Raw genomic sequence first — 19,298 nt, 5'->3', positions numbered from 1 at the left:
GTTCAGCTCCTGTATGCGACCCAACCCTGCTGCGCGCCTTCCGCCGGCACGGCCTCGATGCGGTCGCCATTGAGCTGGCCGACATACAGCCGGTCGTCGAGGGTGAAGTGCAGTTCGTTGCCCTTCAGCTGGCCCCTGAGCCCGGCGGGATGACCTTCCACCGTACCCGTGACTCTCTGAAAGCGCTGATCGAGTTCGACCTGATAACGTTTGCCGTCGAGTTCGAGGGTCCACTGACCCGCCACCTTGGCCGGCACGATCCACAGAAATACCGAGCTGCCGTTGATCACGTCGCTCTGATCGGGCTTCCAGTCACCGAGGCTGAAGGCGTGCGACACCACTCGGGTGCCGGGTTTGAGGGTGTCTAGAATCACCGGGCGCAGGCGCATGTTGACCGTGGAAAGCAGGTACATGGTCAGCACGTCGGCCTCGGAAATATCCTTCTGGAACAGGTCGCCCTGCTCGAAGGTGACCTTGTCGGTCACGCCCTCGCGCTCGGCGTTTCCCCTGGCTTCTCTGACGCGCTCGGGGTCCAGATCGATGCCGAGCGCGGCCTTGGCGCCGTGATCCTGCACTGCAGAGATGGCAATGCGACCGTCGCCCGAACCCAGATCGATGAGGTAGTCGTCCGGGCCGACTTCCGCCAGCTTGAGCATGTGCGCGACGACAGGCTCCGGCGTCGGTACGTAGGGCACGTCGAGACGCGGTGGTTGCTGGGCCTGCGCAGGGCCGATCAGCAGACCGGCCAGCAATCCGACGGGCAGGGTGAGGGAGGCGAAGCTGCGTAGGGATGGAACGCTCATCGGGAAGGGCTCCTCACGGGTGGCGGTTTTTTTCCGACTGGCGAGTGGGGCCTAGGTTCGTCTCGAGATGCGGCAGGATCGGGCAAGAATGCCCTTCAGACCCGTAGCCGCAACGCCTGCGGCTGTGTAACGGGATGTAATGCCGCGCTCGGCATTGCCAGTATCTGGCCGTGCAGGCACTGTAGGCGGGTTTTTCGCTTTGGTTGTTTTCGCATGCGCATCCTGCACACTTCCGACTGGCATCTGGGCCAGCATTTCATGGGCAAGACCCGTCAGGCCGAGCATCAGGCCTTCTGCGCCTGGTTGCTGGAACAGGTGCGCGGGCATGAAGTGGACGTGCTGTTGATTGCCGGCGACGTGTTCGACACCGGGGCGCCGCCCAGCTACGCCCGCGAGCAGTACTACCGGCTGGTCGTCGACCTGCGCGATGCCGGCTGTGCCCTGGTGGTGCTCGGCGGCAACCACGATTCGCCGGCCATGCTCGGCGAGAGCCGCAGCCTGCTGGCGCAACTGGGTACCCAGGTGGTGCCTGGCGTAGGTGTCGATCCGGCCGAGCAGGTGCTGGTGCTGCGTGATCGCACAGGCGTGCCGGGCGCGATTCTATGTGCCATCCCCTTCATCCGCCCGCGCGAGGTCATGGCCAGCCAGGCCGGGCAGAGCGCGCAGGACAAGCAGCAGTCGCTGCAGCAGGCCGTTGCCGAGCATTATCAGGCCTTGTACCAGCTGGCCCTGAGCCAGCGCGAGGCGCTTGGTTCGGCGTTGCCGATCATCGCCACCGGCCACCTCACCACGGTGGGCGCCAGTGCCAGCGAATCGGTGCGGGAAATCTACGTCGGCAGCCTGGAGGCCTTCCCCACCAGCGCCTTCCCGCCTGCGGATTACATCGCCCTCGGCCATATTCATCGCCCGCAGAAGGTCGGCGGCCTGGAGCACATCCGCTACAGCGGCTCGCCGATCGCGTTGTCCTTCGACGAGGCGCGCCAGCAGAAGGAGGTGCTGCTGCTGGACTTCGGTGCTGCCGCGCTGCAATCGATCACGCCATTGCCCGTACCGGTGTTCCAGCCCATGGCCAGCCTGCGCGGTTCGCTCAAGGAGCTGGCCGGTGCCATCGCTGCGGCCGCTGAACAGGGCACACCCGAGCGCCCGGTCTGGCTGGAAGTGCAGGTGAGCACCGACGACTACCTGAGTGACCTGCAAAGCCGCATCAACGCGCTCTGCGAAGGGCTGCCAGTGGACGTGCTGCGCATTCGCCGCGAGCGTGGCACGGCGACCGCCAGCTTGGCCAGCGAAGCGCGGGAGACGCTGGACGAACTGTCCGTGGAAGATGTCTTCTCACGCAGACTGCAACAGGAAACGCTGGATGAGGACGATAGCCAGCGGTTGCAAGAACTGTATCGGCAGGTACTGGAAGCGCTGCCGCAGGCTTAGAGGCCTGGCGCGCTTGCTCGCTGGCGCGCGACCTGTGCCGACACGCTCCTGACCCGGTTCATCCGCCACTCAACGCCAAGCGCAAGATGGCGAACCTGTTCCGATCAAATCGTCGCCTGAAAGCGGCGCGGGAAGTCGGGCCAGAATGACGGGCCAGTTTCCCTGCGTAGGCTCACTTATCCAAATCCGATGGAACAACGTCGAGAAGTCGACGTTCTGAATCAGTGTCGTTTCGCTACCGGAATACGGTAGCCGGAGCGGATCTTGAGGCCGACTTGATGCCGACAACTTGCTCCAGTCGAAGCAGGTTGAGCGCACTCATCCACAGCTTGATTCGGACGAGGAGTAGATAAATTGTGAAAGCAGCAGTCTACGATACACCCGGCGCCCCTAGTGTTCTGAAATACATCGATCTTCCAACACCCGCAATTGGACCCGGCGATGTGCTGATTTCCGTTGAGGCCATTTCGCTCGAGGGGGGTGACCTGATCAACCGTCGCTCTACACCGCCGCCCCATCCATCCTGGGTGGTCGGTTATGCGGCATCCGGCACTGTGATCGAGATCGGTGCGCAGGTCAGAAACCGCAAGGTCGGGGACAGGGTAGTCGCCTTCAGTATGCAGGGTTCGCATGCGGAACTCTGGTCTGTGCCGGAGTCACGAACCTGGCGCATACCCGATGAGTTGGATGCCTCGGATGCTGCAGTTGTCCCGATCTCCTTTGGAACCGCTTACCACTGTCTGTTCACGCGAGGCGCACTTGAACCGGGAGAGACGGTTCTCATCCAGGCGGCTGCCGGTGGAGTAGGGGTTGCAGCTCTTCAGCTCGCAGCACGATCGGGCGCGAGGGTTATCGCGGTAGCAAGCGGGGCACAGCGCCAGGATCGCCTGATCGAACTCGGCGCTGACCACGTAATAGACCGCGCTAACTGTGACGTGGTGGAAACCGTTCAGAAACTCACGGAGGGCGCAGGCGTCGACCTGGTGATCGATCCGGTTGGAAAGACTCTGCAGGCCTCCCTTTCCTGTCTCGCGCATGAGGGCCGTCTTGTCTTTGTCGGTAATGCGGGGGGCGGCAGCCTGACAGCTGACCTGTGGCCACCGATGCAGGCCAACCAGACACTCCTGGGCGTGTTCATGGGGACCCTTTTCGAGAGACCCTCCGTACGTTCGAGTGTTGACGACATGTTGAAAGGCATCGCTACGGGCAGTCTTCGCAGCGTCATCGAGCGAACTTTCAAGTTATCGGAGGTTGCCGCCGCCCATGAATATGCCGAGAAGGAGAAGCCGCTCGGGCGCATCGTCATCACACCGTGAAACCCGGTCTGAGCAGGAATTCGAACGCTCATTCACAGCGGTGAACCGCGCCTCTTCCCAGTTTTGCCCTGTCTGGCCAGTGCTGAAGCCGCTTCGTTGTGACCAATTGGGTTGACCGTTCCAGTTGCCGGGGCGTGGATTCGGCCCGCCTGCGCTCCTCCTTCCCCGCAGCCCTCAGGCCTCGTCTTGTGGTCTGTTCCGCTGCAGGCGTTCTATGCTGTGGATGATGGCCATTTGGCAGAGGTGCAAAGGTGCCGTTGTTGAATTCCTTGATACGTGCGCTGAACCCCCTGCACGGGGCGCCCGAGACGACTCGGCAGGCGTTCGTCAGCTGGTACCTGCAGGCGAAGATTCCGCAGATTCGCTACGTCGCATTCCTGACGATGGCGCTGTACCTGATCTATGCCGCCATCGAGCAGAACGTGGCGAGCGAGCAGGTATGGGCTCGTTTCATCGTGCACGGGCTGATGGTGCCCGGAGCGCTGCTGGCAGTTGGATTGTTGAGTTTTCAGCCGAGCCGCCAGCGCACCATGTTCGCCATTCTCATGGTGGCGCCCGTGTGTACGGCGGCAGCCAATCTCTATTTCAATTACGGCACACCGCTGTTCGTCCATTACGCACCGGAGATCTACCTCAACCTGATGTGGACCTTCGCCGTTTCCGGGCTCACCCTGCGTCAGGCCAGCGCAACGGCCTCGGCGTCGGTGCTGGTGATTCTCCTCGTCACTCTCGGCGATTCGCTGCAGCCGGGCATGCAGCGCCTGCACCTGATCTGGATTCTCGCCTCGTTCTCCTTCGGCCTGCTCAGCGCATTTCTGCTGGAAAAGGCATACAAACGCATGTTCCTGCATCAGGACAGCCTGGTCCTGAGCGCCAGCATCGACAGCCTGACCGGGTTGTGGAATCGCGCGCGTACCCTGCACTTTCTCGTCGAAGAAGCTGCACGGGCCAACCGCTACGGCACGCCGTTCTCGGTGGTGCTGATCGATATCGACCACTTCAAGACTGTCAACGACACGCACGGTCATGCGATTGGGGACAGCGTGCTGCGTCAATTCGCCGGATTGCTGCGCGACGGTGTGCGGGTCGTGGATAAAGTCGGCCGACTCGGCGGCGAAGAATTTCTCATCGTCCTCCCCGAGACCGATGCAGAGCATGCGATGCGGGCCGTGCAGGCGCTGCAGAAGCGCATCAACGGCTTTTCGTTCGACCGCGTTGAGCGCAACAGCGCAAGCTTCGGCATTGCCGAATACCGCACGGGTGAAAGCCTCGACAGCCTGATGGAGCGTGCGGATCAGGCCATGTACCGGGCCAAGGCCAATGGCCGCGACCGTATCGAGATCCTTTGAGTACAGACCTGAACCGGCCATGAGCCGCTCTGGTCGAAAGCGACTACCCCCATTGCTGTGGAGACCTTCATGCAAAGACCTGCGCATTTTCTTCTCGCGACTGCTGCCGTTTCCCTCTTGCTCACTGGCTGTGCGAAAGACTCCAGCGAGCAGGACGCCAGGCTGACCGAGCAATGGCTGGGGCGCTGGAACGGCCCGGAGGGCACCTATCTGGAGATCAGCGGTACGCCCGCCGACTACCGGCTGACCATCGCCAACCTCGACGGCCCGCGACGCTTCGTTGGCCGTGCGCAGGGAGCGAAGATCGTCTTCGTTCGCGATGGCGTAGTGGAGAGCATTCGTGCCACCGACGGTGAGGCCACTGGCATGAAATGGCTGCTGGACAAACAGAACTGCCTGACCGTGCGCAGCGGCGAGGGTTACTGCCGCGATTGAGCCGTTACGCCACACAGATATGCCAGAATGAACGCCTTCAACGGCTTACGACCTGTGCATGAAAATCCTCAGCCTGCGCCTCAAGAATCTCAACTCGCTCAAGGGCGAATGGAAGATCGATTTTGCCGCCGAGCCCTTCGCCGGCAGCGGCCTGTTCGCCATTACCGGACCGACCGGCGCGGGCAAGACCACACTGCTCGATGCCATATGCCTGGCCCTGTACCACCGCACACCGCGCATGAGCACGCTGTCGGCCAGCGGCAACGAGCTGATGACCCGGCACACCGCCGACTGCCTGGCCGAGGTGGAATTCGAGGTGAAAGGGCAGGGCTATCGCGCCTTCTGGAGCCAGCGCCGCGCGCGGGACAAGGTCGAGGGTGCATTGCAGGCGCCCAAGGTCGAGCTGGCGCGCATTGCCGACGGTGAAATCCTCACCGACAAGATTCGCGAGAAGGAACACCTTACCGCCGAGCTGACCGGCCTGGACTTCGAGCGTTTCACCAAATCCATGCTGCTGGCCCAGGGCGGCTTCGCGGCCTTCCTCGAGGCCAACGCCAACCAGCGTGCCGAGCTGCTGGAGGAACTGACCGGTACCGAGGTGTATGGACTGATCTCGCAGCAGGTCTACGAGCGCACCAAGGCGTCCGAGCAGGCGCTGAACCTGCTGAAAAGCCGTGCTCAGGGCATGGAGCTGCTGGACGAGGCGCAGCGCGCCGAATTGCAGGCCGAGCATCAGCGCCTGAACCAGGAGGAGGCGCCGCTGTTGGCGCAGCAACAGGCCCTGCAGGGCCAGCGCCGCTGGCGCGAAGCCCTGCAACAGGCCGAGCAGCAATGCGAGCGGGCGCGGCTGAGACTGGAGCAGGCGCAGCAGGCACGCAATGACGCTGCCGATGATTTGCAGCGCCTGGCCGCCAGTGAACCGGCCGCGCGCCTGCAGCCGTTGTATCAGAGCTGGCAACAGCTGCAGCAGGACCGGCAGCAGGCGCAGCAGGAGCTGGACGACCTGCAGGCGCAGCAGCGCCACAGCAGCGAGCGCGAACATCAGCAGCTCTGGCTGGCCAGCCGCTACGCTTGGCAATGCCTGAGCCTGCGCCAGAGCGAACAACAGCGTCTGACCGAGCAGCGTGACGCTCTGCAAGCACGCCTGAGCGATGCGCCACAGCGAGCGCGGTTGGGCGAGTTGCTAGGGGGCTGGCGTGCTCAGTTCGATCAGCGCGGGCAGCTGCTCATGCGGCAGCAGACGCTGCGCGAGAGCATGGCGCGGGAGCGCGAGCAGCTCGCTGCCTTGCAACAGCAGCGTGATCAGCTCGCCGCGCAGCAGACGGGCGCGGCGACGCGGCTGGAGCAGGCGCAAGCCCGCGAAGCCGGACAGCACAGCGAGCTGCAGGCATTGCTCGGCGCGGACGACGAGGCCGGGCTGCGGCAGCGCTGGCAGCAGCTGCAGGTGCAGGGAAGGGCGCTGGATCGCCTGGAGCAATTGGCGCAGAGCCGCGAGCAGACGGCCGAACAGATCGCCGAGCTGACCCCGCGCCTGGCGCAGCTGCAAACGCAGCACGCCGCCAAGAACGATGAAATCACCGGTCTGCGCGAGCGCTACAAGGTGCTCAAGCAGCAGGCCGCCGACAAGGAAAAGCTGCTGGAGCAGGAGCAGCGCATTCAGGATCTGGAAGCCTATCGTGCTCAGTTGCAGGCAGGTGAAGCCTGCCCGCTGTGCGGCTCGCACGAGCACCCGGCGGTCAGCCAGTATCAGGCGCTCAATGTCTCCGCCACGCGCCAGGCGCTGGAGCAGTGCCGCAGCGAGCTGGCGCAGCTGGAAAGCCAGGGCGGCACTCTGCGCGATGAGCTGACCCGTCTGGCCACGCAGATCGCCCAGCTGCAGCAGCAACTGGAGCAGGCCCAACAACTGGCCACTCAGCAGGAGGCGCAGTGGCGGCAGCAACTGGCCGAACAGGCCTTGCAGGTCGCCGATGGCGCCGCGCTGCGTCAGCTGCAGCGAGAGCACGAGCAGAGCGTGGTGCAACTGCAGGAGCGACTCGCAGCCGTCGAGCGCCAGCAGGCGCAGCTGGCACAGCTGCGTTATGCGCGTGAAGTAGCCGAGCGTACCCTGGCCGATACTCGGCAGCGCCAGGCGTTGCTGGCGCGCGATGAAGAAAACCTGCTGGCGCGTCAACGCGAACAGGGCGAGCGTCTGCAGGGGCTGGAGCAGGAACTGCGGCATCACGATCAGGCGCTGCTGACCAGTCTCGACGGCTTCGCCTCGGAGTTGCCGGCGCACGCCGACACCTGGCTGGCCGAGCAGGCCAGTGCCTGGCGCGACTGGCAGCAGGCCCAGGTGCAAGACCAACAGCTGCAGGAGCAGCTGCGCGAAATCCAGCGTCTGCTCGTCGAAACCGAGGCCCGGGCCGAGCAATGGCAGCAGCGCTGGCAGGGCGAACAGGCGCAGGCACTGATCGAGCCCGAGCCAGTGGCCCAGCCCGAGCAAGCCCTGCAAGGTGCCATCGACAGCCTGGCCAGCGCGCAGCGCGAAAGCGATGCCCTGCGTGGCCGGCAGCAGAGCCAGCAGAGCCTGCTGCAGCAACTGCAGCAGCGCCTGAGCGAAGCCGAGCAGCGCTGGCAGCGGGCGCTGGCGGCCAGCCCCTTCACTGACCTGCAGGCATTTCTCGCCGCGCTGCTGGACGAGGACGAGCGCGAGCGTCTGACGAGTTTGCAGGCGCGTCTGCAGCAAGCCCTTACCGAGGCGACGACGCTGCTGGCTGCCGCCGACGCGCAATGGCAGCAACTGAGCACGACGCGGCGGACCGAGCTGACGCTGGCCGAGCTGGACGAGCAGCTACAGGCGCTGCAGCTGGCCTTGCGCGAGCTGAGCCAGCGCCAGGGCGAGCTGCGCGCCCAGTTGCAGGCTGACGATGCGCGGCGCAGCAGCCAGCAGGCGCTGTTCGCCGAGATCGCTGCACAGGAGAGCGAGCACGCGTTGTGGCAGCAGCTCAACGGCCTGATCGGTTCGGCCGACGGCGCCAAGTTCCGCAAGTTCGCCCAGGGCCTGACCCTCGATCACCTGATCCATCTGGCCAATCGCCAACTGACCCGCCTGCACGGCCGCTACCAGTTGGCGCGCAAGAGCAGCGGCGAACTGGAGCTGGAGGTGTGCGACACCTGGCAGGCCGACGTGGCGCGCGACTGCCGCACGCTGTCCGGCGGTGAGAGCTTCCTGGTCAGCCTGGCGTTGGCCCTGGCGCTGTCGGATCTGGTCAGCCACAAGACCAGTATCGACTCGCTGTTTCTCGACGAGGGCTTCGGTACGCTCGATGGCGAAACCCTGGAAGTGGCGCTCGATGCCCTGGACAACCTCAACGCCAGCGGCAAGACCATCGGCGTGATCAGTCACGTCGAGGCGATGAAAGAACGCATCCCCGTACAGCTGCGGGTGCACAAGGGCGTCGGCCTCGGCTACAGCCGGCTCGACGCGCGTTTTGCGGTGAAGGAAGGAGCGTAGCGATGCTGATGCGAGCAAAGGATTCCACCCTGCTGGTGATCGACCTGCAAGAGCGGCTGCTGCCGGCGATCAACGGCGGCGCGGCGGTGGTCGAGCAGGCCGCCTGGCTGGTGCAGGTGGCGCAGCACCTGCAGGTGCCGGTGATCGCCACCGAGCAGTATCCCAAGGGCCTCGGCGCGACCGAGGCCGGCCTGCGTGCGCTGCTGCCGGGCGAGGGGCTGCGCGAGAAGATTCATTTCTCGGCGACTGGCGGGGCCGGGCTGTTCGATCTGCCGGGCGGCGAGCGCCGGCAGTTCATCGTCTGTGGCACGGAAACCCATGTCTGCGTGCTGCAGACCGTGCTCGGTCTGCTGGCGGCCGGGCGCGAGGTGTTCGTGGTGGACGAAGCCGTCGGCTCGCGCCGGCTGCGCGACAAGGCGTTGGGCCTGGCGCGCATGGAGCGCGCCGGGGCGGTTATCGTCTCGCGCGAAATGGTCGCCTTCGAGTGGCTCGAGCAGGCGGGGACGGAGGTGTTCCGCGAGGTCAGCAAGGGGTTTATTCGCTGAGTGAGCGGGGAATTTCGCGGCTGAAGCCGCTCCTACGGAACCATAGCCCGGATGCAAGCCGGGACTCGCGGCGGCAGGCCCCGGATTGCATCCGGGCTACGAGGTTTGCGGAGTCAACTGTCGTGGGAGGCGCTTTAGCGGCGATGGTTTGTCGCGGCTAAAGCCCCTCCCACGGTTTGCGGCGGTTTTCTAGGCTGGGCATTTCGCGGCTGAAGCCGCTCCTGCAGAACAACGCTGTAGGGCGGACTCAGGCGCCTCCCTGGCGCCAGGCGCAGCGCTGCCCGGCATCCTTGAAGGTCCAGGCCACCAGGCGGCTCTGCTTCTGTCCCTGGGACATGCCGAGGATGCGTACCTCCGCCGCGCCAGCACTGGCCAGCCAGCCTTGCAGCAACTCCACGTTGCTGCCCTTGGATACCAGGCTGCTGAACCACAGCACCTGCCTGGCTACCTGGGCGCTCTCGCTGGCCATGCGCTTGAGAAAGGTGGCCTCGCCGCCCGGGCACCACAGTTCGGCGGCCTGACCTCCGAAGTTGAGCACCGGCAGTTTGCGTCTGGGGTCGAGCTTGCCGAGGTTGCGCCATTTGCGTGTGCTGCCGCGAGTCGCCTCCTCGGCACTGGCATGGAAGGGCGGGTTGCACAAGGTCACATCGATGCGTTCGTCCGCCTGCAGCAGACCGAGGAAGATATGCTCGGCATTGGCCTGCTGGCGCAGCTCGATGCCCCCCGTCAGTTGCGGGTTGGCCGCCACGATGGCGCGCGCCGAGGCCAGCGCGGCCGGGGCGATATCGGCGCCGATGAAACGCCAGCCGTATTCACAGTGGCCGATCAGTGGGTAGATACAGTTGGCACCGACGCCGATGTCCAGCGCACGAATACCGGCACCACGGGGAATCTGCCCGTCATTGTCGGTTGCCAGCAAATCGGCGAGGTTGTGCAGGTAATCGGCGCGGCCGGGAATGGGCGGGCACAGGTAGCCATCGGGAATGTCCCAGTGGCGAATGCCGTAGTACTGCGCCAGCAGTGCGCGATTGAACACCTTGACCGCCGCCGGGTTGGCGAAGTCGATACTCGGCTTGCCATAGGGATTGGTGATGACAAACCGGCCCAGCTCGGGGTTGGCCTCGATCAGCGCAGGAAAGTCGTAGCGGCCCTGGTGACGGTTGCGTGGATGCAGCTCGCCCTTGGCCGGAGCGGTTTTCACGGCGGCGGAGGCGGGCTTGCGTGGGCGTTTCGGCGGCTGGGGCATGAACGGGTATCGGTGAGTCGGGCGCGGGATTTTCCCATAGTCGGGCCGGGCTTTGTAGGAGCGAGCTCTGCTCGCGAATTCGTTGACCTTCAGCGAAGCTGGCTGGTGGCAAAAGTTTCGCGAGCAGAGCTCGCTCCTACGCTCGATGATCTTCCGCGTTAAAGCGGAAAGATCAGCGGCACCAGCAGCACGCTGACCATCATCACCAGCAGGGTGAAGGGCACGCCGATGCGCACGAAGTCGCCGAAGCGGTATTGGCCGGGGCCGAGTACCAGGGTGTTCACCGGCGAGGAGATCGGCGTCATGAACGCTGCCGACGCCGCCAGTGCCACGGTCATGGCGAAGGGCAGCGGCGAGGCGCCCAGCGCCTGCGCCGTGGCGATGGCCACCGGGGCCATCAGTACCGCCGTGGCGGTGTTGGAGATGAACAGGCCGATCACCGCGGTGAGGACGAACAGGCTGGCCAGGATCAGATGCGGCCCGGCATCGCCCAGGCCGCCGACCAGTCCCTGCACGGCCAACTCGACGCCGCCGGTCTGCTGCAGCGCCTGGGCGAAAGGCAGCATGCCGACGATAAGGATCAGCGTCGGCCAGTGAATGGCGCGGTAGGCGCTGTCCAGATCGATGCAGCGAAACGCGCCCAGCAGCAGGCAGGCAATCAGCGCGGCCTGCACGTTGGGCACCAGCCCGCTGACCATCAAACCCACCATCACCGCCAGGCTGAGCAGCGCATAGGGCGCCTTGCGCGCGGCCGGCGCCACCTCGGCCACTTCCGCCGGCAGGCTGAGCACCAGAAAATCGCGGCTCAACCCCTGCAGGCGGTGGATGTCGCGCCAGGCGCCGGCCACCAGCAGGGTGTCGGAGGCCTTGAGTTTCTCGTCCACCAGCACGCCTTCCAGCGCCTGGCCCTGGCGGCGCAGGCCGACCACGTTGAGCTTGTGCCGCGAGCGAAAGCCCAGCTCCTGAATGGTCTTGCCGGGCAACTGCGATTCCGGCGGCAGCGCCACCTCGGCCAGGCCCAGTTCGTGGGCATGCAGGCTGAAATACGAATGCGGCAGCGGCATGGGCTCCAGCCCCAATGTCTGGTAGCTGCCGAGCAGGCCGATGGTGGGGCTGGCGATGTCCACCAGCAGCACGTCGCCCGGCTCCAGCAGGGTATTGCCGCTGGCCATCAGCAGCAGGGTGCGCAGGCGCTGGCGGCGTTCGATGGCGATGACATTGATGCCGTGGTCGCGGCGCAGTTGCAACTCGTTGAGCACCTGATTGGCCAGGGGCGAGTCGGTGCGCACCCGCAGGCGCCGCTCGCGTTCGCTCAGGCGATAGCGCTCGGCCAGGTCGGCCAGTGTCAGACGCGGCGGCTCGGCGTTGCCGTCGGCCTCATTGCGCACCAGCCAGCGGCGAGCGACCAGCATATAGCCAACGCCGAGCACCAGCACGGCCAGGCCGATGGGGGTAAAGGCGAAAAAGTCGAAGCCGTCCAGGCCGGCGCGACGCAGTTCGGCGTGCACCACCAGATTTGGCGGGGTGGCGACCAGCGTGAGCATGCCGCTGATCAGCCCGGCGAAAGCCAGCGGCATCATCAGCCGGCCTGGGGCGATGCGCAGGCGCGCAGCCACGCCCAGCACCACCGGGATGAAGATCGCCACCACGCCGGTCGAACTCATCACCGAACCCAGCCCGGCCACTGCCAGCATCAGCAGAACCAGCAGCCGCGTCTCGCTGCTGCCAGCCTTGGCCACCAACCAGTCGCCCAGGCGGTAGGCGATGCCGGTGCGCACCAGGCCATCGCCAATAATGAACAGCGCGGCAATCAGGATGACGTTGGGGTCGCTGAAACCGGCCAGGGTCTGCTGCAGGTCGAGCACGCCGGTCAGCGGCAGGGCGACCAGCACCAGCAGGGCCACCACGTCCATGCGCGGCTTGCCGATGATGAAGAGAGTGATGGCGCCGGCCAGCAGGCCGAGCACCCAGAGCAGGTCCGGATTCATCGCATATCCCATGAAGGGCGCCTCTAAAACTACCTGCGTTGTCATCACTGCGTTAAAAACAAGCTCGTGCGCGAGTCCGATCAAAATGCTCATTTACAGCTCGTAAAGTCGAGCGCGACTCCGACCGTTTTTCGCTTGCTTGACTCGCTGGCGCTCGCCCTTCGGGCCAGCCTTCGGCCGTTACTCCCGCTGGTCGTTGTGCCTTGTGCTGACTGCCTCGCCTAGGTTTTTAGAAGCGCTCTGAAGTAAAGGCGCGATTATCTCAGGGATAACCCAGCGTCGCCTTGATCTGCTGCAGGTTGGCGGCGATCCAGCGTTTGTTGATCGGCCCCCAGTCGTGAATCCGGTAGTGGCCGGCGTTGTTGCGCTCACCTTGGTTCTGCTCGAACTGGCAGTCGATATCCAGCTCGGACAGTGCGGCGAGGGTGTCCTGCGCGGTGCGCCGCGGCATGCCGGTGGCCTCCATCAGCGCGGGGACGCTGACGGCCTGGCCGCTGTCGATCAGCCAGGCTACGTAAAGGCGACGATAAAAGCTGGTGCGGGTCTTGCTCGTCTGCATGGCGACTCCCTGTACCTGTTGGTGTGCCGCCGCGGGTCAGGCGGCGAACAGCAGCATGTAGGTTGCAGCACCGGCCAGGTAGCCGGCGAAGGCCAGGCCGGTGATCTTCTTCAGATACCAGATGAAGTTGATCTTCTCCATGCCCATGGCCGCCACACCCGCAGCCGAGCCGATGATCAGGCAGCTGCCGCCCGTGCCGGCGCAGTAGGCGAGCATTTCCCAGAAGTTGCCGTTGACCACGAAGTTGCGCAGCCAGGGCAGTTCTTCCGCCGCAGCGGTAGCCAGCGTTTCGGGGCTGATCAGGGGATACATCTTCATGGCGCCGGCGACCATCGGCACGTTGTCCACCACGGCCGAGAGCATGCCGATGGAAATGGCGATGCTGTAGACGCTGCCCAGGCTGTCCTTGAGCAGCGTCGCCACCTGGATCAGGTGACCGGCGCTGGACAGTGCCGAGACCGCGAGCAGGATGCCAAGGAAGAACAGCACGCTGGTGATGTCGATTCGGCGCAGCACGCCGACCACCGACAGCGGGTCCTTCTCTTCGCTGTTCTTGCTGCGGTGGATGATTTCGGTGGTGATCCACAGCAGGCTGAGGCCGAACAGGATGCCCATGTACGGCGGCAGATGAGTGATGGTCTTGAAGATCGGCACGAAGACCAGCGCCCCCAGTCCGAGAGCGAACACCAGGTTGCGTTCGAATGGAGTGGTCGGGTCACGGCGGCTCTCGGCGCTTTCCTTGATGCGCGGTTCGGCTACGTCACCCTTGAGGACGAAGCTCATGATCAGCAGCGGCACCAGCAGGCAAACCAGGCTGGGCAGGAACAGGGCAGCGCTGATGCCGGTGGCGGTCACCTGATTGCCGATCCACAGCATGGTGGTGGTGACGTCGCCAATCGGCGACCAGGCGCCGCCAGCGTTGGCGGCGATGACCACGATTCCGGCGTAGAACCAGCGCTCGTGTCGGTCGGCGATCAGCTTGCGCAGCAGCGAGATCATCACGATGGTGGTGGCCAGGTTGTCCAGTGCGGCGGACAGGAAGAAGGTGATCAGCCCCACCAGCCACAGCAGGTGCACGCGCTTGTGCGTGCGAATGCGGTCGGTAATGACCTTGAAACCTTCGTGGGCGTCGATCAGCTCGACGATGGTCATGGCGCCCATGAGGAAGAACAGGATTTCGGAGATTTCACCCAGGTGGTGGCGCAGTTCCTCGACCACGTGATGAGTGTTGGTGCTGGCCCCGGCCGTGCCGGTTCCGAGCATCGGCAGAATGCTGTCCGCACCGAGTACCAGCAGGGTCCAGGCGATCACGGCCGTGAGCAGGGCTGAGGCTGCCTTGTCGATCTTTAACGGGTGCTCGAGTGCAATGCACAGGTAGCCGAGGACGAAGACGAGTGCCATCAACGCATACATGTTCGGAGTTCCGCTCTGATTCTTATTGGGGGGACATGCCGGGGGGATGCAGCCAGGCGGGTGAAGATGCCTGAAACAATTGGAAAAAGGGAAGATTTTTTATAGCGAAAAGGGCAAAGAGATGAACGCTTTGCTACCTATTGAGGAGGTTCGGGCCGGCGCACCGGCCGGCCCGAGGGTACAAGTTCAGAGGGCGGTTTGCCGCTTGGGTGGCAACAGGTAGGTGAGGGCGATGGCCAGCACCGGCATGATCAGGTTGAAAAAGCAGTACGGCAGGTAGCTCAGCGTGGCCACGCCCAGGGTGGCGGCCATGTAGGCGCCGCAGGTGTTCCAGGGCACCAGTACCGAGGTCAGGGTGCCGCCGTCTTCCAGTGCACGCGACAGGCTGGTCGGCGCCAGGCCGCGATTCTCGTACTCGGCGCGATACATGCGGCCCGGCAGCACCAGGGCGATGTATTGATCGGCGGTGATGATGTTGGCGCCGATGGTGGTGGTGATGGTGCTGGCAACCAGGCCGCTGTCACTGCGCACCATGCGCAGCGCACTCTGCAACAGGCGCTGCAACAGGCCGAGGCGTTCCAGCACGCCACCGAAGCACATGGCGCAGATGATCAGCCACACGGTGGTGAGCATGCTGCCCATGCCGCCCTTGGACAGCAGGCCATCGAGCTCGGCGTTGCCGCTGGCCGACTCGTAGCCGGCGAACAGCGCACTCCAGACGGTTTTCAACGGGGCCAGGGCGCCAGCTTGTGGGTCAGCCAGGCGCGCCATCACCTCCGGCTGAAACGCCACGGCGAATACCGCGCCGAGCAGGGCGGCGAGAAATACTGCAGGGAAGGCGGCCCACTGGCGCACCGCGAGCAGCAGCAGGAAGGCCACTGGCAGCAGCAGATGCCAGCCCAGGCGGAACTGCGCTTCCAGGGCCGCCAGTACCTCGGCGATACGCCCGGTATCGTGGCTCGCGCCGGCCTGCTGGCCAAGTACGAAGAAGATCACCAGTGCGATCAGCAGCGCCGGCGTGGTGGTACGCAGCATATTGCGGATATGCGCGAACAGGTCGGCGCCGGCAGACGCCGGGGCCAGATTGGTGGTGTCCGACAGCGGCGACAGCTTGTCGCCGAAGTAGGCACCGGAAATGATCGCGCCGGCGGTGACCGCCGGATCCAGGCCCAGGCCTGCCGCCACGCCCATCAGGCCGATGCCGAGGGTCCCGGCCACCGTCCACGAGCTGCCGATCGACAGCGCGGTGAGGGCGCAGATCAGGCAGCTGGTGACGTAGAAATACTCGGCGCTGATCAGTTTCAGGCCCAGCCAGATCATGGTCGGCACGGTGCCGGCGAGAATCCAGGTACCGATCAGCGCACCGACCGCCAGCAGGATCAGGTTGGCCTTCATGGCCATATGGATGCCGGCCAGTATGCCCTCCTCGATCTCGGCCCAGCGCAGGCCGTTCTTCAGCCCGATCAGGCCGGCGACGAAGGCGGCACTCATCAGGGCGATCTGGTTAGGGCCACTGGAGGAGCTGTCGCCGAACAGGTAGACGGAGAGGCTGAGGAGCACGACCAGCACGCCAATCGGTAGCAGCGCGTCGAGCAGGGAAGGGGAGCGGGTGGTCATGGGGAATACCGGAAAATCAGATGAGCCGTGGGAGGGGCTTCAGCCGCGGCTTTGCAGTTGAAGCTCGCGGCTGAAGCCCCTCCCACAAAAAACAAAACCCGCGCCGGTCAGGACGCGGGTCTTTCTGTGGCGCGCTGTGATCAGAGAGCCGCGATCTTGCCGCGCTGCTCGACCATCTTGGCCAGGGCCTGCTCGGCCTCGGCCAGCTTGGCGCGTTCCTTTTCCAGCACTTCGGCCGGGGCCTTGGCGACGAAGCCTTCATTGGCCAGTTTGCCACCGACGCGCTTGACCTCGCCGTCGAGGCGGGCGATCTCCTTGTCCAGGCGCGCCAGTTCGGCGTCCTTGTCAATCAGCCCGGCCATCGGCACCAGCACCTCCATCTCGCCGACCAGGGTGGTGGCGGACATCGGCGCTTCCTCACCGGCAGCCAGCACGCGCACGGATTCGAGCTTGGCCAGCTTGTTCAGCAGCGGCTCGAAGTCGGCCAGGCGACGCTGATCCTCGGCACTGGCGTTGGCGACGATGATGTCGATGCGCTTGGCCATGGAGATCTTCATCTCGCCACGGATCTGCCGTACGCCGAGCATCAGCTGCTTGACCCACTCGATGTCGCCTTCGGCGGCGGCGTCGATGCGGCTTTCATTGGCCACCGGCCAGGGTTGCAGCATCAGGGTGTCGCCCTGCACGCCGGCCTGGCCCTTGATGCGCTGCCAGATTTCTTCGGTGATGAAGGGCATGAACGGGTGAGCCAGGCGCAGGATGACTTCCAGCACCCGCACCAGGGTGCGACGGGTGCCGCGCTGGCGCTCGATCGGCGCGTTCTCGTCCCACAGCACCGGCTTGACCAGCTCCAGGTACCAGGCGCAGTACTGATCCCAGACGAACTCGTAGAGCGCCTGGGTGGCCAGGTCGAAGCGGAAGGCGTCGAGCTGGCGGGTGACTTCGGCCTCGGTGCGCTGCAATTGGCTGATGATCCAGCGATCCACCGAGGACAGCTCGACTTCTTCGCCATTCACGCCGGTGTCCTGGCCATCGGTGTTCTCGATGACGAAGTTGGCGGCGTTCCACAGCTTGTTGCAGAAGTTGCGGTAACCCTCGACGCGGCCCATGTCGAACTTCACGTCGCGGCCGGTGGTGGCCAGCGAGCAGAAGGTGAAGCGCAGGGCGTCAGTGCCGTAGCTGGCGATGCCTTCCGGGAACTCGGCCTTGGTCTGCTTGGCGATCTTCTCGGCCAGCTTGGGCTGCATCATGCCGCTGGTGCGTTTTTCCAGCAGCGCGTCCAGGGTGATGCCGTCGACGATATCCAGCGGGTCGAGCACGTTGCCCTTGGACTTGGACATCTTCTGCCCCTGGCCGTCGCGCACCAGGCCATGCACGTAGACGGTCTTGAACGGAATCTGTCCGGTCAGGTGAGTCGACAGCATGATCATCCGGGCGACCCAGAAGAAGATGATGTCGAAGCCGGTGACCAGCACGTCGGTGGGGTGGAAGGTCTTGAGGAAATCGGTCTGCTCGGGCCAGCCGAGGGTGGAGAAGGTCCACAGGCCGGAGCTGAACCAGGTGTCCAGCACGTCTTCGTCCTGGCGCAGGGCGACGCCTTCGAGGTTGTGCTTGGCGCGCACTTCCGCTTCGTCACGGCCGACGTAGACGTTGCCGGCCTCGTCGTACCAGGCCGGGATGCGGTGGCCCCACCACAGCTGGCGGCTGATGCACCAATCCTGAATGTCACGCATCCAGCTGAAGTACATGTTCTCGTACTGCTTGGGCACGAACTGGATCTCGCCGCTCTCGACCACGGCGATGGCTTTCTCGGCCAGCGGCTTGGTGGAGACGTACCACTGGTCGGTCAGCCAGGGTTCGATCACGGTGCCGGAACGGTCGCCCTTCGGCACCTTCAGCGCGTGATCTTCGATCTTTTCCAGCAGGCCGGCAGCCTCGAAGGCGGCGACGATCTGCTTGCGCGCCTCGAAGCGATCCAGCCCGGCGAACTGCGCCGGAATGCTCGCCTCGATCTGCTCGTTGACGCTGCCGTCGAGGTTGAACACCTGGGCCTGAGCCAGCACTGCGGCGTTCTTGTCGAAGATGTTGATCAGCGGCAGGTCGTGGCGCTTGCCCACTTCGTAGTCGTTGAAGTCGTGCGCCGGGGTGATCTTCACGCAGCCGGTGCCGAATTCCGGGTCGCAGTAGTCGTCGGCGATGATCGGGATGCGGCGGCCCAGCAGCGGCAGTTCGACGAAGCTGCCGATCAGCGCCTTGTAGCGCTCGTCTTCCGGGTGCACGGCCACAGCGCTGTCGCCGAGCATGGTTTCCGGGCGGGTGGTGGCGACGATCAGGTAGTCGTTGCCTTCGGCGGTCTTCTTGCCGTCGGCCAGCGGGTAGCGCAGGTTCCACAGCGAGCCTTTCTCGTCGTGGCTCTCCACCTCCAGATCAGAGATGGCGGTGTGGAACTTGGTGTCCCAGTTGACCAGGCGCTTGCCGCGGTAGATCAGGCCGTCTTCATGCAGGCGTACGAAGGCTTCCTTGACCGCTTCGGACAGGCCGTCGTCCATGGTGAAGCGCTCGCGCGACCAGTCCACCGAGCTGCCCAGGCGGCGGATCTGCCGGGTAATGGTGCCGCCGGACTGGTTCTTCCACTCCCAGACCTTCTCCAGAAACTTCTCGCGGCCCAGGTCGTGACGACCGATACCCTGTGCGGCGAGCTGACGCTCCACCACCATCTGGGTGGCGATACCGGCGTGGTCGGTGCCCGGCTGCCACAGAGTGTTGCGGCCCTGCATGCGGCGGAAGCGGATCAGCGCATCCATGATCGCGTTGTTGAAGCCGTGACCCATGTGCAGGCTGCCGGTGACGTTCGGCGGCGGGATCATGATGGTGTAAGGCTCACCGCTACCTTGTGGGGCGAAGTAGTTGTTCTGCTCCCAGGTCTGGTACCAGTTGGATTCGATGGCGTGCGGCTGGTAGGTCTTGTCCATGCGCGGCGGGACCCTTGTGACGGCTGATCGGAAAAGCCGGCAAGTATAACGGGGATGGAGCTTGCGGCGTAAGGGCTGCGCGTCAGAGGGCGATGGCGCGGCGCTGGGTGCAGACGCGCCGCGTGGGTTGGCGC

At 64.8% G+C, this 19,298-nt stretch carries 13 protein-coding genes; 6 read left to right on the top strand and 7 right to left on the bottom strand.

What is annotated here, in order from left to right; translation table 11 throughout:
* Positions 1–2 precede the first annotated feature (2 nt).
* Complete coding sequence (locus DXK50_RS21915) at positions 3–803, bottom strand: 50S ribosomal protein L11 methyltransferase (RefSeq protein ID WP_212631725.1); 801 nt, start codon at positions 801–803, stop codon at positions 3–5.
* Between the two features lie 213 nt (positions 804–1,016).
* Between DXK50_RS21915 and sbcD the strand changes: the two genes are divergently transcribed.
* The 6 genes from sbcD to DXK50_RS21885 all read left to right on the top strand — a co-directional run bounded on the left by sbcD (position 1,017) and on the right by DXK50_RS21885 (position 9,369).
* Complete coding sequence (gene sbcD / locus DXK50_RS21910; protein ID WP_212631724.1) at positions 1,017–2,231, top strand: exonuclease subunit SbcD; 1,215 nt, start codon at positions 1,017–1,019, stop codon at positions 2,229–2,231.
* 356 nt (positions 2,232–2,587) lie between these two features.
* Positions 2,588–3,547, top strand: coding sequence for a quinone oxidoreductase family protein (locus DXK50_RS21905; RefSeq protein ID WP_212631723.1), 960 nt, complete (start codon positions 2,588–2,590; stop codon positions 3,545–3,547).
* A gap of 251 nt (positions 3,548–3,798) precedes the next feature.
* Positions 3,799–4,896: a GGDEF domain-containing protein gene (locus tag DXK50_RS21900; RefSeq protein ID WP_212631722.1), complete on the top strand. Its 1,098-nt coding sequence runs from the start codon at positions 3,799–3,801 to the stop codon at positions 4,894–4,896.
* Positions 4,897–4,965: 69 nt separating this feature from the next.
* Positions 4,966–5,331, top strand: coding sequence for a hypothetical protein (locus DXK50_RS21895; protein ID WP_212631721.1), 366 nt, complete (start codon positions 4,966–4,968; stop codon positions 5,329–5,331).
* A 58-nt stretch (positions 5,332–5,389) separates the two neighbouring features.
* Entirely contained in the window at positions 5,390–8,824 is a 3,435-nt protein-coding gene (locus tag DXK50_RS21890; protein WP_212631720.1) for an AAA family ATPase, read from the top strand.
* Positions 8,825–8,826: 2 nt separating this feature from the next.
* The gene (locus DXK50_RS21885) at positions 8,827–9,369 is read left to right on the top strand and encodes an isochorismatase family protein (protein WP_212631719.1); all 543 of its coding nucleotides are present in this window, start codon (positions 8,827–8,829) and stop codon (positions 9,367–9,369) included.
* A gap of 247 nt (positions 9,370–9,616) precedes the next feature.
* Here the strand turns inward: DXK50_RS21885 and rlmF are convergent, their stop codons facing one another.
* From rlmF to DXK50_RS21855, 6 genes are all read right to left on the bottom strand, one after another.
* Positions 9,617–10,615, bottom strand: coding sequence for a 23S rRNA (adenine(1618)-N(6))-methyltransferase RlmF (gene rlmF / locus DXK50_RS21880; protein ID WP_212631718.1), 999 nt, complete (start codon positions 10,613–10,615; stop codon positions 9,617–9,619).
* 158 nt (positions 10,616–10,773) lie between these two features.
* Positions 10,774–12,603: an SLC13 family permease gene (locus DXK50_RS21875; RefSeq protein ID WP_212631777.1), complete on the bottom strand. Its 1,830-nt coding sequence runs from the start codon at positions 12,601–12,603 to the stop codon at positions 10,774–10,776.
* A 262-nt stretch (positions 12,604–12,865) separates the two neighbouring features.
* Positions 12,866–13,162: a winged helix-turn-helix domain-containing protein gene (locus DXK50_RS21870; protein WP_212631717.1), complete on the bottom strand. Its 297-nt coding sequence runs from the start codon at positions 13,160–13,162 to the stop codon at positions 12,866–12,868.
* Between the two features lie 36 nt (positions 13,163–13,198).
* A complete protein-coding gene (gene nhaD / locus DXK50_RS21865; RefSeq protein ID WP_161867552.1) occupies positions 13,199–14,575 on the bottom strand; it encodes a sodium:proton antiporter NhaD in 1,377 nt (458 codons plus the stop codon).
* A gap of 186 nt (positions 14,576–14,761) precedes the next feature.
* On the bottom strand, positions 14,762–16,192 hold the full coding sequence (nhaC, locus tag DXK50_RS21860; protein WP_212631716.1) for a Na+/H+ antiporter NhaC: 1,431 nt from the start codon (positions 16,190–16,192) through the stop codon (positions 14,762–14,764).
* 140 nt (positions 16,193–16,332) lie between these two features.
* Complete coding sequence (locus tag DXK50_RS21855) at positions 16,333–19,164, bottom strand: valine--tRNA ligase (protein WP_212631715.1); 2,832 nt, start codon at positions 19,162–19,164, stop codon at positions 16,333–16,335.
* Between the last annotated feature and the right edge of the window lie 134 nt (positions 19,165–19,298).

It is taken from the genome of Pseudomonas sp. KB-10 (assembly GCF_018221585.1).
In the GTDB taxonomy this organism is placed as follows: Bacteria; Pseudomonadota; Gammaproteobacteria; order Pseudomonadales; family Pseudomonadaceae; genus Aquipseudomonas; species Aquipseudomonas yangonensis.
Note: the sequence above shows the minus strand (reverse complement) of the source record. Positions and strands in the feature narration are given on the sequence as shown.

Excerpts from the sequence above, each read along its gene's own strand:
- nhaD (WP_161867552.1), bottom strand. The coding sequence starts at position 14,575 with ATGTATGCGTTGATGGCACTCGTCTTCGTCCTCGGCTACCTGTGCATT.
- sbcD (WP_212631724.1), top strand. The coding sequence starts at position 1,017 with ATGCGCATCCTGCACACTTCCGACTGGCATCTGGGCCAGCATTTCATG.
- DXK50_RS21875 (WP_212631777.1), bottom strand. The coding sequence starts at position 12,603 with ATGAATCCGGACCTGCTCTGGGTGCTCGGCCTGCTGGCCGGCGCCATC.
- nhaC (WP_212631716.1), bottom strand. The coding sequence starts at position 16,192 with ATGACCACCCGCTCCCCTTCCCTGCTCGACGCGCTGCTACCGATTGGC.
- DXK50_RS21890 (WP_212631720.1), top strand. The coding sequence starts at position 5,390 with ATGAAAATCCTCAGCCTGCGCCTCAAGAATCTCAACTCGCTCAAGGGC.
- DXK50_RS21895 (WP_212631721.1), top strand. The coding sequence starts at position 4,966 with ATGCAAAGACCTGCGCATTTTCTTCTCGCGACTGCTGCCGTTTCCCTC.
- rlmF (WP_212631718.1), bottom strand. The coding sequence starts at position 10,615 with ATGCCCCAGCCGCCGAAACGCCCACGCAAGCCCGCCTCCGCCGCCGTG.
- DXK50_RS21870 (WP_212631717.1), bottom strand. The coding sequence starts at position 13,162 with ATGCAGACGAGCAAGACCCGCACCAGCTTTTATCGTCGCCTTTACGTA.
- DXK50_RS21915 (WP_212631725.1), bottom strand. The coding sequence starts at position 803 with ATGAGCGTTCCATCCCTACGCAGCTTCGCCTCCCTCACCCTGCCCGTC.
- DXK50_RS21855 (WP_212631715.1), bottom strand. The coding sequence starts at position 19,164 with ATGGACAAGACCTACCAGCCGCACGCCATCGAATCCAACTGGTACCAG.
- DXK50_RS21885 (WP_212631719.1), top strand. The coding sequence starts at position 8,827 with ATGCTGATGCGAGCAAAGGATTCCACCCTGCTGGTGATCGACCTGCAA.